The 15,305-nt window shown below is 49.2% G+C and carries 8 protein-coding genes; 4 read left to right on the top strand and 4 right to left on the bottom strand.

Translation table 11 applies throughout. The features are described from left to right. Positions 1 to 33: 33 nt before the first annotated feature. The 4 genes from ACFQ03_RS09775 to ACFQ03_RS09760 all read right to left on the bottom strand — a co-directional run bounded on the left by ACFQ03_RS09775 (position 34) and on the right by ACFQ03_RS09760 (position 8,480). The gene (locus ACFQ03_RS09775; protein WP_379287806.1) at positions 34 to 2,400 is read right to left on the bottom strand and encodes a twin-arginine translocation signal domain-containing protein; all 2,367 of its coding nucleotides are present in this window, start codon (positions 2,398 to 2,400) and stop codon (positions 34 to 36) included. Between the two features lie 346 nt (positions 2,401 to 2,746). Further along, positions 2,747 to 6,835, bottom strand: coding sequence for an FIMAH domain-containing protein (locus tag ACFQ03_RS09770; RefSeq protein ID WP_379287804.1), 4,089 nt, complete (start codon positions 6,833 to 6,835; stop codon positions 2,747 to 2,749). 554 nt (positions 6,836 to 7,389) lie between these two features. Then, a complete protein-coding gene (locus ACFQ03_RS09765; protein WP_186328445.1) occupies positions 7,390 to 7,788 on the bottom strand; it encodes a helix-turn-helix transcriptional regulator in 399 nt (132 codons plus the stop codon). A gap of 551 nt (positions 7,789 to 8,339) precedes the next feature. Continuing rightward, on the bottom strand, positions 8,340 to 8,480 hold the full coding sequence (locus ACFQ03_RS09760; protein WP_186328444.1) for a hypothetical protein: 141 nt from the start codon (positions 8,478 to 8,480) through the stop codon (positions 8,340 to 8,342). A 639-nt stretch (positions 8,481 to 9,119) separates the two neighbouring features. Between ACFQ03_RS09760 and ACFQ03_RS09755 the strand changes: the two genes are divergently transcribed. The 4 genes from ACFQ03_RS09755 to ACFQ03_RS09740 all read left to right on the top strand — a co-directional run bounded on the left by ACFQ03_RS09755 (position 9,120) and on the right by ACFQ03_RS09740 (position 14,530). Next, on the top strand, positions 9,120 to 10,703 hold the full coding sequence (locus ACFQ03_RS09755) for a stalk domain-containing protein (protein ID WP_379287801.1): 1,584 nt from the start codon (positions 9,120 to 9,122) through the stop codon (positions 10,701 to 10,703). Between the two features lie 239 nt (positions 10,704 to 10,942). Beyond that, positions 10,943 to 12,592 (top strand): extracellular solute-binding protein, encoded by a 1,650-nt coding sequence (locus ACFQ03_RS09750; RefSeq protein WP_379287799.1) that lies wholly within the window; start codon positions 10,943 to 10,945, stop codon positions 12,590 to 12,592. A gap of 84 nt (positions 12,593 to 12,676) precedes the next feature. Beyond that, the gene (locus ACFQ03_RS09745) at positions 12,677 to 13,627 is read left to right on the top strand and encodes an ABC transporter permease (protein ID WP_379287797.1); all 951 of its coding nucleotides are present in this window, start codon (positions 12,677 to 12,679) and stop codon (positions 13,625 to 13,627) included. Between the two features lie 18 nt (positions 13,628 to 13,645). Beyond that, complete coding sequence (locus ACFQ03_RS09740; protein ID WP_379287793.1) at positions 13,646 to 14,530, top strand: carbohydrate ABC transporter permease; 885 nt, start codon at positions 13,646 to 13,648, stop codon at positions 14,528 to 14,530. The last annotated feature ends 775 nt before the right edge of the window (positions 14,531 to 15,305 follow it).

Here is a 15,305-nt window from a genome sequence, read left to right as displayed (position 1 = left end):
AAAACACCCTCTTCTAGCCGATCGATCTCCAGCCTATAATATCATATTTCCCTCGGTGTGCTTCACTCTCTCCGTTTCCGCAGGAAGCAATGCACGGATGACATTTTGCTCAATGCAGGATGTCATGAAGAAATATTGATCGCGGCTGAAGGAGCTTTCGAGAATGACATATTTGCCGCCTATATAGCTGGAGCCTACCGCTTTGAACTGATGCCTGCCGCCCTGTATATGGAAGTGCGCCGTATCCGGGTCGGAGGGCTTGCTGGTGTAATCGCCCAAGCTCCAACGGATGACATTGGTCGGATCAATACTCTTCAGAAAAGCCTTCTCCCCATTCGTCCCGCTGAACACGGCCCCACCGCCGATAGTAATGGACTGGTCGGTTTTGTGTTCCGGGTTGGTTCCGTCCCGGTTTGTTTTGTCCCAGGCACCGGTAAGCACGAAGCCGCAATCGATCAATCCGCCGCCGGATATGACGATTTCCCTGCTGCCGATGTTGATGATGCCCTGAGTCTGGGGCAGGCCCTTGAACCAGGTGTTGATCAGGGTAAGGCGGTTAATACTACCGATATTGACCTCTTCCACATTGTAAAATTCGCAATTCTGGATCAGAAGGTCTCCATTGATCGGCGTATAGCCGACAGACTCGGTTCCTTTACGGATAGGACGGGCAATTTCGTACCCTTTCAGCATGCCGAAACCGCAGCTGTCCAATATATTTTTCCTCTTTGAACGGGAGGAGCCCTTGGAAAGGGTAATCATAGCCTTGGCTGTGCAGCCCCTCATATTCAGGCCATCGACATTTACCCATATGGAACCGGAATTGGACAGGCCTTCCTTGATTACGGCATGGCAGTCTTCCAGGGTGAGGTCGGTCAGTCTTTTGTTGGCTACGATTCTCGATGCGATATGCTTCTTGACGGTGATCCGCTTGGCGCTGTCTCCCCAGGTCGTGCCGCTATTGGCGAAAGAGAGCAGCCCGGAATTGCCTATGTAAACCAGATCGTGTTCAAACTGTCCGTGAGTAACGAACGGCCCGTAATCATCGCCGTCCCCATGGCAGTTCTCTACGAGGCAGTACGCGGCGCAGGTAAAATCGTTCAAGTGACGGGCATTACTTGTATTGCAATCTCTGACGTGCCCATACAGCACATTGATCTGCTGGGTCAGATAGCCGGTTCCTCCCCAGTCTCTCTCTTCCGGGTTGATTAGCTCACAGCGTTCTGTCACATAGTGGGAGCAGTATCGCCGCATAATCACCGGCCAGAACACCTTGGTGGCCCGAATACCGGATACATCACATTCCACTGCAAATTCGTAGGCGACCGGATTGGAGCCGATTTGGTCCCAGGTATCGAACGGTCTCTGGTTAGTCGATCCATTAGGAGGGACGGCGATGCCAACGAACCTCATGTTTCTCACATTGCAGCGGAAGACCGGGGCCATCTTCCGGTAAGTAACCTGCCGGCCGGACGCAATGGCCCAACCCAGCTTGTAATTGACCCGAATGTGGGTGCCGTCTATGATTTCGGTAACCTTGAGCAAATAATCCAGTTCGCGCTGCGTGCTGCCCTGCGGAAGATTTTTCACCTGGACATGCCACCAGTCCTCCACTTGGAAGGCAGAGGCATTGGCTACTTCCAGCACGTCCGTTCCTTCGGCCAGATCCGTACTCAGCGTTACCGTCTGGGTTTCTCCGGTTGCCGTGCCCTGGAAGAAGAGAACGGCTCCGAACGGATTATCCCTCGTATTCAGCTCGATTCCTTCCGTCGTGACCGTATGTCCATGGAAGTCGATTTCAACGCCGCTGCGGTGAAAAATATGGCGCTTGGCGAAATTCAGATCGGTATGAGCTTCGATCCGGTGAATGGAAGCGTCGTTCACCATGGCATCCAAGGCCGCATCGGCATTCTTGTCCGCGCCGAACAGACCGAACCAGCGGAAATCCGCCACTCCGTTATGCACGGTTTCCCAGCGTCCGGGCTGTTGTCCTGTGCCGGTTGGCGCGTGAACGGTTCCCCCGTTATCGGCCTTGGTGCTCGAGGCCGCCCAGCGAACCGGCTTGGCCCCTCCGTCACCGTCTGAATAATATCCTCCTACATGCACCTTCACGCCATCCTTGAGCTGCCCCTTGGGAAGCTCAAGAAGCGTTTTTACATTCGGCACATGAAGCACCGAACGGGCCTGATTGCCTCCGGACAGAGCGGCGGCATCGGAATTGCCTGACGAATCCGGATTATCCGCGAATACGAGTCCCGGACGGAGTGCGGCGCTTCCCGCCAACAAGGCACCTCCCATGCCGAGGGCCTTGAGCACCTTTCTTCGGCTGATGGAGGGAGAGGGGATTTCCTGCGGGTTAGTATCTTTTTCCAAGCCATGTGGAAGCTGTTCTTTATCCATTCTTTGAAAACCTCCCAGTGGATATTTATAGAGCTCCGTCAGAAGCTTTTTTAAAGTTCTTATACTTCCTCGAGAAACCGTACGTCCTTGGACAAGGGCGACAGCCGTCTCTTCTTGAATGATGCAATAACCGTCAATCGGAAAAAGTCCCTGATTTAGTTCTGGTTTACAATTTAGTATACGGACTGTTTGAAAGCGTTGTCAATGGGACTTTCGAACTTGTGTTAAACAATCGAGATACAAGAAAACGTAGCTAGAAACGGACACCACAACAATCAGAATCTGATGCCGCACTCAACAAAAAAGCCAGAGAAGCAGCTTTGCTTCCCCGGCTTTTTCAAACGTACTATGAACGCCACTGCTGCAGCAACGAGTTGACCTGCCGCTCCAGATGCTCCTTCGCTTCCTCTGAAATGTGACGCTGCATGGCTTTGTTATTCAAATGCTTCAGGAATTTCTCCAGATCTCTGGCGGCTTGCTCCAACCGTCCCTTATCATACTGATGCCGGGCCTGGTCCAGAGTATTGCACAACTGCTTGGCCAACGGGCCGCTTAATTCGCCGGAAGCGATATAGTCGTCCACTAACCGGCGTATAGCAGGCAGTCCGTCAGCCGGTGCGGGAGGAGAAGTCTTCACCGAAATCGCCTCGCTGGGCGCGGATTTATATCCTTGGTCATCCGCAGCCACCACGTAGAAACGGTATTCCGTATTCGGAGCCAGCCCGGTCACCGTATATACAGCTTCTGTGACCGCAGCGTGCAGCTGATTATCTTTATATAATTCATAATGGATGTTCCGGCCGCTGCTGCTTACCGGGTCCCAAGCCAGATCGATGGTGGTGCTTGTCGTTCCGGTTGCCCTCAGGTGGCTTGGGGCGGGAAGCTCCGAACCGGCTCCGGTGGTGAAGCTCCAGATGTCGGAAACGATCCGGCCTCCGAATGCATCCGCCGCGATTACATACCATTGATAGGTTTGATCGGCAGCCAGTCCATCCCATTCGATGCTGGCCGTCTGTCCGCTCGGTATTCCGTTCGCCGTTCCGATTACCGTATCGGAGTAAAGGTTGACTTCGAAGTAATCCGTGGCTACCCGCTTGATTTGCGGCTCCAGGCTAAGAGCCAGTGTGAACTCGTCCTTACCCGGAAATTCTATCGGGTCATAGTAGTTATACTTTTCCTTATAAGGAGAGTACGTATTGACATAGATGGTATCCGTGGCCGTGTCGAAATGGAACAGCTTCATGAAGCCGTCGCCGCCTTCCCCATGACCTTGATAATCCGTCAAAATTTGATACACTTTGCGGTCTGCAATTCCGTCTCCGTTATCGTCGATTTCGTCCGTTCTAAGCGTGCTGCCGGTGCGGTGGCCGTTCAGCACCAGCACGACGTTCTCATTCGGTACAACCACCCTGTCGTACAGAATGTCGCCAATCTCCGCCCGGCTGCCGTTAGCCGTCAAATAATCGTGGAAACAAAGGATGGCTTTGCGGTCCGGATGTTCCGCGAGCACCCGATTCATCCAAGCGATTTCTTCCTCTCCGATTCCCCAGCCCATGTAGACAATAATATAGTCATTGCCGTGAGAGGAAATCAGATCATAGTGACCACGGTTATTTTTGTACGATTCTCCATAATAAGGCTTGTCTTGGAAACGGTCCTCACCGAAGTAACGGTAATAGTTCGAATAGTCGAACTCGTTGTGGCCAAAATCCTTGACGTCATGGTTGCCGGCCAGCACTCCGTACGGAATATCGGCCTGATCCAGCACTTTCATATACTGATCGGCACGCTGCCATTGGATTTCGTAATCGTGCACGTTGACGATGTCTCCGGTATGGATCACATAATCGATCTTCATGTTGTCCACCTGCTCGGCGATCCAGTTAACCTGGGATTCGTAAATCCCCGGGAATACCTCCGTATAGAACTGGGTATCCGTCATCCACACGAAGGTATAATCGTACTCGTCCGGTGTCGGAATCTGATCCTGAACGATGACGTTAACCTTCTGTTCACGCACGTAATCGTTAACGTCAACGGTGCCGCTAAGCGTAAAATCGTCCTCGGACTTGGTCACGAAGGAATCGACGGCTTTCCAGCGGTTTTCCGTGTAATTCCAGGCATACATCGTCACTTTGCGGTTGGCCAAGGAATTTCCTTTCCAGACCACCTCTACCGTATCCTGTGCAGTCATATTGCCGTCCAACTCGACTTCAAAGCGCAGGTAAGGAAACTGGGTAGTCGAGTCCAGAGTGACATATTGCTGATCCACGGACGCCAGAGTCGCGAGCTCCGCTTCCGTCAAGGCCTCTTCGCCGTCCGGAGCGGCTGAGCGGGGAGGCTCCGTATCGGTAGCATTTTTATATACCCGGACCATGCCTGGGGTGGCTGCATTGTATTTATAACCTTGATAGAAGGTTACGTCCAACTCGTCATCCGTCGGATCGGATACTTTAACGCTTAAAGTCGGGCGAGGATCTACATTCGCGGCCCCGTCCTGCGGACTGATCAGTTCAGGCTGATGCGGGGTTTCCTCTATCGTCGAGAACCGAACGTTCTTTTCGCTCTTCAAGCCTATTTTGTCCAGGGCGGAAACTTGCAGGTAATGCTCGCCGGGCTTCATAGCCGCCGAGGAGGTCGCGTAAGGAACTTCAATCGGTTGGCCGTCCAGCAGAATCTCTACCTTGTCGACCCCGGCCACTTTATCCGTCACGGTGACGTCGATAGTAAAGGCGCCTTTGTACAGCTTGCCCTCTTCCAGAGTCGTCTGGATGAAAGGAGCGGAATTGTCGACCCGGATGCGGGCTGCCGCTTCGCCTTGCTCCGGAGCCGTTACCCGGATCAGGTGATCGCCTTCCGATACGGCTGAGGTATCCCATACATAAGCTTTGGAAGTCAGCTTGTCCTGCGGAATGTCGAAGGTGAAGTCGACCACCGGCAGGTATCTTCCATTGTCCCCCATATCCAGAATTTCGTTAGGATCACTGTATCGGGGGTCTCTGACTACGGTTCCGTCGCTTAGAAGGAGCCGGACATTGCGCACATCGAAATCATCAAGATTTTCTTGCGGATCTTCTTCGATGGCGGATTTGGTAGAGCCGGCGCGAAGCGTCACGGTGTTATTGTTCTGATGAAACCGGATCGGATCGATCGGGACAATGACTGTTTCAAAGCCGTTAATATTCGTGTCAACGAGGCGGATGATGTCGCTTCCCAAGCTGACCGAGTTTTTGTAACCGGCATTTATGCCGTCGGCTTCAAAGGCGAAATAGGCGTTTTTCTCCAGGGACCGGTAAGTATCGTTCACTTCCGTCCCGTCAATGAACAGCTTCAACTCATCCGGGTTGACCCCGTCGGCTGAAGCCACAATTGTGGAACGGCCCGTCAGAATATCCCCGTCCTGCCAATTCAATCTCGGGCTGGGAAGCTCCTGAACAATATCTATTCTGTAAATATCGCTAACCGTTTCGTTCGTACCGTCGAAAGCCGTGAAATAATACTCTACATAGTTGCTTCCGAGGAATTCCAGGAAATCAATGGTGTGATGGAACAGGGAATCCTCCCGGCTCATTTTCAGGTTGACACTGGTATATTCGCTCTGCTTCTCACTTCTGTAATGCAGAGTAAAGGTTCGAACCATGACATCGTCATGGGTGCTCGCGACGATATGAATGTCCTGGGCGTCCCCGATCCCCGTCTGGTCGGTGAGATTTTCGATGACCGGAGGAACGGTATCGGGCTTGATCTTGACCGGTTCAGGCGGAATTTGTTCCGGACTGACGGAGCCGGGAGTAGCCGGATCGGTCGCGCTGCCGATCAACTGCATGGTGGTGGAGCCGTCTTCCGGATATTTGTAGAAAATACCTTTATCCGGTGCCGTATCCTTCACTCCAACGTTATAGCTGGCTTGGACAAGCTCGTAACCGGTATTGGTTGCGATGATCATCGTCCTCTCGCGGCTGTTGTGCATTCCGCCGCTCACTTCAGTCCTGACGATATCCTTGTTCTCAACCAGATTGGTTCCATAGTTGGCATTAAAATCGGCTACTGTCGCTTTCTGATTGGCATTGTTCGTGATCCACAGGACCAGGGTGGCTCCCGGTTCAATGATCACTTCTTCAGGGATAGTCTTCCATAACTGGTCATACTCCAGGCCGTTCGGGTAGCGATAGATGAGCTTATAATCCTTGTAGTTGATAGGTTGGTCCGTGTTGTTGTAAATTTCAACAAATTCAAAGCCGTCGGCCCCGTCAATATTTGACGAATCGGGGACGATCTCTGTAATCAGAAAGTGCGGCAGTTGATCATAGTTGACCGTGGTCTGAACCTGTTGCGCGGATGCATAGCCGGCAGGGGAAAAAGAAAACAGAAGAGAAAATACCATGCACAGAACAAGTGCGGAAGACAGCCATCGATTTACTTTTGTTCTTATCATTTTCTACCTCCTTGGCTTAATGGTTCTTACTACTAACGGTATTGCTTGATCTTGCCGTCACCCTCTCATTCCTGTCCTTGATGGAAGGCGTCACCCCCTTTCGAAGCTTGGTCGTCCATAGGAAAGGCATTACAAAAAAGACCATAAGAAATTCAAAGAAACCGTCTCCATCCAAAAGAGAAGAAGCTGGCTTCAAAGGTTTTCTCATGGTCTCCACCTTCGAATTATGCAATTGGTAGTGCAGTCATTTACTTAATTACCACAAATTAGGTTCATCCTTTGTTACTTTTAATATATTATCGGATCGGGCTTCCGTCAACCATTGTTGATGGAAATATAACAAATCTTTACAAAGATAGTCTTCAGGTTTTATTTCGAAAGGCCTAATCTACAGCGTTGATAGGTAAGCGTCAAATAATCCCCCTCTAACTGCTGGATAAGGACTATTGATTGCTTGCGGTAAAAGTGTACGGGAATTCCAAATAGATCAACAGATGCCTGATGACCGTTATTTTCGTCAAATAGCTAAGAAAATGATGACTTATTTGGTGAAATTAACTATATGGATTGTTCGCCTTCCGGTATTTTGAGGGGGACAGCCCCACAAGCTTGCGAAAGGTCGACATGAAATGGCCGTACTCGTCGAACCCGACACGGTAAGAGATTTCCGTTAGCAGCAGCTCGGTATAAAGGAGCAGTTCCTTCGCCTTCTCGATTCGGACGAGCAACAAATATTGATAAGGCGATTGAGACAGCTCTCTTCGGAACAGCAGGCGTAAATGTCCTTCGCTGATATTGACCAACTTGGCCATGTCTGTAAGACGAATCGGGTTCATGTACGCGCTCCGAATGTAGAAGCATACACGCCGCACACGCTCATCGATGAGCGGTTCCGGGGTTGCCATGAATGGCTGCAAAACCTTAGTCGCCTCGGCAAGCCACAGCTTGCTCAATGCCTCTGCGTACAGGTGACGTGATGCCGTCTCTGCAGAAAGCGCTCCGGTTGCAGATGTACTGAGGGATCGGGGGGCCTGCTCCCAGGCTTGTATCAGTCGCCTCCAAACGGTGCACAGGCTTGCGGTCTCCTGACCTGGAGGCCGACAATGGCGTGGTATGCCATACAGTTCTGACCACTCCATCCCATGACAGAAGGCCGATATGCCAACGGAGAAATAGTGCATGGAGCACTGGAGGCCAGCGGTCCATTCAGTCGCAAACAACGTATTCGGCGGTATCACCACGAAGTCCCCGGGCCTAAGTTCGTACGACTGGCTCCCAATCAAAAGCGTGCGGGTGCACTAAGCGAAAGCGAATAATTGATTTCTCCTTTGAGTTGAAAGTCAAACAGCCTCTCACCTAGTATGTCTCTTCGTTTATTCCTTAGAAAGAAAACTCTCGGATTTTTTAGGCATAGATGAAGTCAAGGAAATACCAGCAAATACTAAAGCAATTACTACAACGATTGAACCTACGCTTGCAGTACGTATAACTAAACCCGTATGTCCTAATACTGCTCCCCCAATTGCTGAAAAGCGTTGACATATTGGCTTAAATCTACATTAGCGAATAACAGAAATTTCGCCCATTCATACTGGCTTAACATTTGCACGATCGGATGGCCAGGCATCAAAACCAATATTTTCAACCAAATCCTTTGACTGTTATATAGTTATTATGGAGCCACGGATTTCTTTCAAGCACTGATTATGGTTTTGAGCCATAATATCTGTATATAAAAATTGATGAATAGAATATTTTTGTAGAATTTTCTATATTAGAAAGTTGCTGATTTAAAATGTAACAAATTTGTCGAATTTATGGTATAATTTTCAAAATATATGTGGTATATTCCAATTGAGAGGTATATGAATTGACTTGTCAAGACGCATAGTGGTTATAAATTTCTTGCCTTACATGTACTTACTATTTTTAAAATTATTTGTTTGAACTGCTGGCCAGCATTCAAATAAACAAATTGATAATTTTAGTAGGTGGGTGAGATTAATTGTTGAAGAGGTGGCCAAGATATATCCCAAGAGCCGAAGTTCACGGAAAATAAAAGTCAGTCGCGTGAAAACCCTTATGGACATGTCAGCATTTCCAAGCCTAAATCTGGGGTTTACACCATTGGAGTAAGAGTGATGGCCGATTCCTATATCTCCCTAGATATCGTTGGAAAAGTACGTCCTTAGATAAGACAACCTGCCTTGAGGAAAAAAACGGGGCAGGTTGTTTAAACATTTCCCAGGATTCGAGCAAGTTCAATAGAAAGGACGTGATAGAATTGTTCCTCAAGTGTATGTTTTTTTTAGTCAGTCTTTTGTTCGGCCTTGCCTTTATGCCCGAAGCATCATCGGCGGAAGAAGGGCCGTTACAATCAACTATCATTGAAGATTATGGGACGATTATTCCTTCTGATAAGCTCGAAGTGACCCCAATAGATGAATTGAAATGGGCGGACCCCGAATATTACTCGAAGCCTTTCCTTAGCAAGGAATTAAGAAAATGGGCGGAATCAGCAAAAGATGAAGAGTCCATCGAAGCCGCCATGATCATAAGAGAAGCGAAGGCTTCGGAATTTGAGCGAAAATTCAGAGAGGCCTTCGGGGATTCGCCTGCATTGGCCAAAGTACATCCTATCCGTTTCCATACTCGGCTAACCAAAGAAATGATGGCTCAGCTTTTAACCTGGGAGGAAATGATTCTCATCAGCCCGGTTGATTTCGAGGCGCCCTTGTATAACCCGAACGATTATGGGGCCGTAAGACCTCCGGCTGTGTATGTGGACGGTAAACAAGTTGAGTTCGAACGCTCTCCGTTTCTTGAGTACGGAACGACCTATGTTCCTCTGAAACAGGCGGGAGAATCCATGGGAGCCACCGTGACATGGGAAGCATCGACTCATGAGATCGAAATAACTAAGGGAGAAAGCGTCATCCGTTATTCCATAGAGCAAGGTTTGGCGATTCGAAACGGTCAGCCTATGGATTTTCCGATAGAAATACGAGATGGAGTTTCCTATATTCCGGTCAGGAAGCTGGGGGATGCGTTAGGCTGTTTGGTAGGCTGGGAAGACAAGGCTTATAAAGTGGTAGGAAGCTGCGCTCCTAAAACCAAAGTCAAGGTGAAAGAGGTTATAGACGGAATTACATTGCTGGTGGATTGGAACGGGGAAGAACAGAAGCTTAGGTTAGCCGGCGTCAATGTCGGATCGATGGAAAGAAGTTACGGAGAGATCGCTATCCAGAAGGCTTATCAATACACCAAAGAGCATTTAGATAATCAAGTGGTTTGGGTCCAATGGGTAGAATCGAAGGAGGTGCCATTGGACATCCCCCGAGGCTTTGTCTTTCTGGAAGACGGCACATTTTTCGACGCGTCCATGATCTCCAGCGGGTATGCGAGTTCAGTCTGCTGCAGCTCTATCTGGTACTCCTTCTTGGATGAACTGAACTGGCAAGCGATAGATAGAAAAATAGGTGTGAATGGCGAAAAGCTCTTGGATGGGGTACATTCTATGTATCATCCGGTAGGAATCTCGCGAATAGATGCCGATGGGGCAATCATCATCTCCAACTTCCCCGAAATGGACGAAAAAGACCTTTCCGGCTGGACATTGGTCAGTTCCAAGGGAGGAGCAACGTTTCAGTTTCCTGAAGGCACTGTAATAGGTTCAGCCAGTCGAATGATTATCATGACCGGAGAAAGTGCTGTTCGCGGGATAAGGGAGAGCAGCGGGACGGTATTTAGCAATCGATATTTTATCTGGACTACCGAGAGCATATGGGACGGCGAAGACGACGAAGTGATTTTGTATGACGAGGTCGGGTATGAAATCGATCGATATCAGATTGAGTCGCCCAAATAGCAACGTTAGCGTCCAAAGAAAACTGCACGGTCTAAGCGGTTAGCTTAGGTTGTGCAGTTATTTTTTGCCAAATTCGCAGAGCGAAGACCAAAATGAATTCCTGGTCCTAACGATTCGCCATAGCAGTTCCTTCTTTCATATTCAGTCATAATAGTACTTGGAATAGCATAACATTCCTCTATCTATGTTATGAAAGCGCAACCATTCATGTAACAGACGAGAGGAGAGGTCTATTGAGCATGGCAAAATTCAAAAAGCATTCCAATGTTCTGTTGACCGCGGCGGCCCTGGTGTGCAGTATGACGATTGCCGGATGTTCGGATTCCGGCAGCCCGAGCGCTACATCGACACCGGACGAATCCAAGCCGGGAGCCAGCCCCCAGACGAAAACGTCGGCACCCGTCAAGCTGAAGCTGTTCATGGGCAATTCCGGAATGGCACATCCCGATGGCGTCAATCCGAGCGATAATCCGTATATCAACCTGATCAAGGAAAAAGCGGGGGTTGATCTGGAGCTCGAGGTGCCCGGATATCAGGATTTCAAAACCAAGTATAATCTGATGCTATCTTCCGGTTCCTTGCCCGATCTCGTTCATAGCTGGTATCCGACGGAAGCTTACCGGACAGCGGATCAGGGCGGTTTTATCGACTTGAAGAAATATTACGACCAATCCGAGGCTGTGAAAAAAGTGATTACACCGGAAATGATGGAGCTGGCCAAATCACCGAGCGGACATTACTACCGTATACCGATGCGCAATACAAGCTCGCCCCAAGGCGCAGGAGTCGCTGTACGCTATGACATGCTGGTTAAATACAATGACGGTGAATATCCGGAATCAGTGGATGGTTGGATAGAGTTTATGAGGAAGGTGCATAAGGCTGAACCGAACGCGTTAATCCTCTCTAATCGCGTGGCCAATACCGACACCGCGCTCGGCTTTGGCGGATTGCCTATTTTCTTCTGGTACGGTGCGCTTCCGTATGATTATCGCGTACAGGATGGCAAGGTGATCAGCAATTTTATGCTTCCGGAATATCGTGAAGCTGTACAAACCATGAAGATGTTGTATGAAGAAGGTATTCTCGATAAAGAATTTGCAACGAACGATAACGTGAAATATGGAGACAAGAAAAGAAACAGGGACGTTCTGTTTGAATACAATCAGGCAGATCAATTTATTCCGACCGGACAGGCGAAACTGCCGCAGGAGCAGCATATGGAATGGCAGTTATCCCCGGCCCTCAAGCAATACCCGGCCGTATTGAAGGACCCGAAATATGCTCAACCTTACGAAGGACTTCCTATTACCGATCACGGGATCTACATTTCCAGCCAATCCAAGCATCCAGACGAAGCCTGGAAGGTTATAGAGGCATTGGCTTCAGAGGAACTCCACGACATGATCTTCTGGGGCAAGGAAGGCGAGGACTATACAGTCCAGGGGGATAAGAAGGTGCCGATTGAAGGCAAGGGTCTATCCGACAAGACCCAGTATTATAAGCTGCATCTCGCCATTCTCTTCGGTTTCAGCGACCGCAAGGATTCCAGTATAGCCGCTGCTCAACAGGTCATGAATAAAGAAGAGTTTGACAGAAGGATGGAAGGCTTGAAAACCTGGGAAGGCTATGCCAAAGATAAGGGGCGCCGATTAAGCCATTTCGCCCAATTGTCCGACGAGGCCAACCGAAAAAGGGGTGAAGCGAATAATTTCATCTCACAGGCGACGTTCGAGGCGATCATGGGTCGCATTACGATGGAGCAGTTTGACCAGAAGGTGGCTGAATTCGGCAATAAGTACGGGTTTATTTATGAGGAATATACCAAATACATGAATGATCACAAAGACAAACTAAGAGGGTTTGGCGTGAAAGAGGTAGACTGGTAACGGCAGACGAAATCCTAAGCTTATCCGCATGGCAAGTGTCTCCTGCCTGCTCTGCGGACTGAATTCTCTATTGGAGGTGGGATCATGGCTATCAATTCCACACCGCAATCTTCCGCCACGCCCGTTCCGATACGGAAAAAGAGGGTGTATAAAAAAACGCTTTTTGCGCTATATTTGCTTCTGGCTCCGACTATCCTTCTATTATTTGTTTTCCATTACATTCCTCTCTATGGCATCATTATTTCGTTTAAAGATTTTTCACCCTACAAAGGGATCTTGGGCAGCCCCTGGGTGGGCTTCAAGCATTTCGTCTATTTTTTGCAGGATGATACGTTCTGGAAGGTACTGAAAAATACGCTGATCATCAGCTTTTACGATCTTGCTTTCGGCTTTACCGCACCGATCCTGTTTGCTTTATTGGCGAACGAAATTATCCACATGCGGTTCAAAAAAATCATTCAAACCATCTCATATCTGCCGCACTTCCTGTCGTGGATCGTTGTTTCCGGCGTATTTTACCAAATGCTGTCTCCGGAGGCGGGGATGGTGAACACCCTTCTGGGATGGTTCGGTATCGAACCGATCTTCTTCATGACGGAGCCGGGGTTGTTTCGGGGAATCGCCGTATTCGCGGAAATTTGGAAAAATGTCGGTTGGTCCGCCATCCTGTATTTTGCGGTTATTGCGGGAATCGATACAAGCTTGTACGAGGCCGCAATGATGGACGGGGCGAGCCGCATTCGTCAAATCTGGCATATCACTCTTCCGGCGATGGTGCCGATGATTGTACTACTGCTGCTGCTCCGGCTTTCCGGCATATTCTCCGTAGGGTTTGACCGGATTTTTACACTGCAGAATCCGCTGGTTCTGGATGTCTCCGATGTAACGAGCACGTATATTTACCGGATCGGTCTGGTGGAGGCGCAGTACAGCTTGACGACAGCCATTGGCTTAGTACAGAGCTTGCTCGGGTTCATTCTGCTTATTTCCGCAAATCGGATTTCCAAGAAGCTCGTCGGATTGGGACTATATTAGAAAGGCGGGGGCTAAGCGATGAGCTATCTATCACCGGTGCGCAAAATTTTTATTATTTTTAATTACTTGCTGTTCATTGCTTTTTCTATTTCGATTCTCGTTCCGTTTATCAACGCGATAGCTATTTCGTTGAGTAACTACGAAGCCCTCGCCACTGGAAAAATAGGCTTGTGGCCTAAAGGCTTTTCGCTGAAAGCTTATCACGAGCTCGCTTACAGCAAGCAGTTTTTGCGGACCTTCCTTAATACCGTCGGCTTGACTGTGGTGAATACCGTGTTGACGATTGCTTTATCGCTTGCGGCAGGTTATGTGATGGCTCACAAGCATCTGCTGGGAAGATCGGCACTGTTCATTTATTTGATTATTCCGATGTATTTCAGCGGCGGCTTGATTCCGACTTATCTTCTTGTCAATGGTCTGGGGATGACCAATACATACGCCGCCCTTGTGCTGCCGCAAATCATCAGCATCTTCTATATCATCGTCTTTCGCAACCAAATCAATCAACTGCCCCAGGAGCTGATGGAATCGGCGGAAATAGACGGGGCCAGTGAATGGCGAATATTGTGGAATATCATTCTGCCGCTTGTTCTGCCGATGACGATGGCCTTCGTCGTGTTCAGCGCTGTCGCATATTGGAACGAATGGTTCAATGCGTTGATTTATATCCGTGACCGCCAACTGTGGACACTTCAGCTGCAATTGCGGGAAATTCTGATCAGTGCTTCTCAATTTATCGATCAGCAAACCCAGGAGGCCCTCATCGGAGGCGAACCGCGTGTTCATCCGGAGAATATCAAAATGGCAGCGCTAATGCTGACCGTCCTGCCTATTATCATTGTCTATCCCTTCGTGCAAAAATACTTCATACACGGTCAGCTGGTCGGAGCGGTGAAAGGATAAGCGTAATAGGCACGGCATGTGTATCGGCTTCGTTGATCGTCAACACTTCTCTGCACGCTTCTTCGGCCGCACTGGATTGGCTGGATAGCCTTCGATTATGGTCCACATTTCTTCGGCCACGCTCCTGCGGGTGCATTACAATGGCTAGACCGGATACTGCGCTCATTGTCTGCCTTCTCGGCACACTTCTTCGGTTACACGGCATTGGCCAAGTTGGATAGGCGCACTCATTGTCGCATTTCTTCGCTCGCACAGCATAGGTCTCACATCTTCGTCCACACGGTGTCGCGGATGCATTGCAATGTCTTGCACTTTCGTCCTCACGGCGTCAGATGAATTGCCTCGCACTTTCGTCCACACGGTGTCGGATGCATTGCCTTCCACGCTGAGTCGCCTGTGGGGATTCCGCGAAGGTATCACGTTCAAAATGAACTGCACAGTCTAAGCGGTTTGCTTGGACTGTGCAGTCTTTTTTACCACAGGGTGAGTAACCAAAGATTCCTAACGGCATAGCTGCCTCCTAACACAGGGAAAAGTGGCTCCATAAGGTGGTTGACCACCGTTATGCGACGCCATACACCGCGCAATGGGATCTCGCGCGGTGCGGAAAAGTTTTACCACATTTACAACCAAGTGATCTTTATTGCTGATGATCTAGCTGGATTTTATGCAGGTAAAATGAGCCAAATTGCAAAAATAACGAAACTACCTTGAAAATCCGTCTATTTTACCGTCTGCAGGCATCGTTGCAAGCGGAGCGGCACGTCTAACTGTA

This window comes from Paenibacillus residui, from assembly GCF_042677205.1.
Classification (GTDB): domain Bacteria; phylum Bacillota; class Bacilli; order Paenibacillales; family NBRC-103111; genus Paenibacillus_L; species Paenibacillus_L residui.
The sequence above is the reverse complement of the archived record's forward strand: the minus strand, read 5'-3'. Positions and strand labels throughout refer to the sequence as shown.